General features: G+C 50.8%; 1 protein-coding gene. It reads right to left on the bottom strand.

What is annotated here, in order from left to right; genetic code table 11:
- Positions 1 to 635 precede the first annotated feature (635 nt).
- Complete coding sequence (locus ACH65_RS19315) at positions 636 to 1037, bottom strand: SMI1/KNR4 family protein (protein ID WP_153242676.1); 402 nt, start codon at positions 1035 to 1037, stop codon at positions 636 to 638.
- Between the last annotated feature and the right edge of the window lie 200 nt (positions 1038 to 1237).

The following is a 1237-nucleotide window of genomic DNA, read 5'->3' as shown; positions in this document are numbered from 1 at the left end:
CATGACTCACACTCCCGTCGAGAACATGGCTTCAGCATCCTCCGCGGCCGTCGCAAATCACGCGACTTGCCACTGAGGTTCGACGCTAATCAGGACATACTTTGCTTCGACAGCAGTCGACCTACCGTTGACAACCGTAACATCGTCTGCAACGCCCTCTACCCACTGACCATTGACCAGTGCCGTATAACCGCGCTCTCCAAATGTGGCATTGCCATACATCCCGCGCACTGCAGTTTCATAGCTTTGGCCGAGATCAATTGGACGGACTCCAATGATAGTAACTGGGTCCGTTCTCGGTAACTCAGACACGAGATTAGAAGCATTTGCTTGACTGCCACCGGGAAGATCGACGTTGCTCGCGCTGGCACCCGCCGACGCCCACCTGCAGGTTAATGCCATGCGAATTATAACGATTTTGAACATCAAGCCCTTCGAATAAAAGACTTAACCTAGATCCGTTTTACGCATTTCCGCAATAATTCGATTCCAATACTTCACTGCATCAATATGCTGACGCCTAGTTAGCCATGCCTTATTTTTTGGATCATGGGGATCGCCACCAACCAATACCGGCTTTACGTCAAATAGCTCCATCCCAACCGGACGCGATTTGGTACGTTGACCGTCAACACTCATACGTCATCCTCCAGCCTGCGAAGGAAATCGGCAAAGCTCGGCGCGATAGGACGCGCATAGCGCAGGGACATTCCAATGAATGGGACCATCACGACAGGAGCATCTTGCTCACGCATGTCGAAGCCATACCCTTCACCGCCACCATCCGACCCGAATAAGAAAAGCCCGGGCGCATATTTTTCAACCTCGTATTCACGGTTAAATTCAATAAGCTCTTCTGCCCTCCAAAGAATCACGTAGTTATCCGAGATAAAGCCCTCCCCCCCGTCATTCTTTTGCAGAAAATCCCTGTAGCCATGGGGTAAATGTCTACCGAGAGCAGACTCCACACTCCTAAGCGATTCGACGGCTACAGGACCATTTAACGCCCAGTTACTCCAGTGTTCTCGATTGCTCAATGTCGTCTCTCCACACAAGGCCCTACCCACCAATATCACGTTGGAATTGGTTCCACCAAGGCGTTACCTGCTGACGGTGGATATCACGAGGAAGGATGATTTTGTTTACTGGATTGGAAGGATCACCACCGAACTTAACTGGCTGGATTCCATGTACATCGACGGGTTGACCGATCAAACCTCCTGATTAGCGTCGAACC

The sequence above is a fragment of the Frateuria defendens genome, from assembly GCF_001182895.1.
Classification (GTDB): Bacteria; Pseudomonadota; Gammaproteobacteria; order Xanthomonadales; family Rhodanobacteraceae; genus Frateuria_B; species Frateuria_B defendens.
This window is presented reverse-complemented; position numbering and strand designations above follow the sequence as displayed.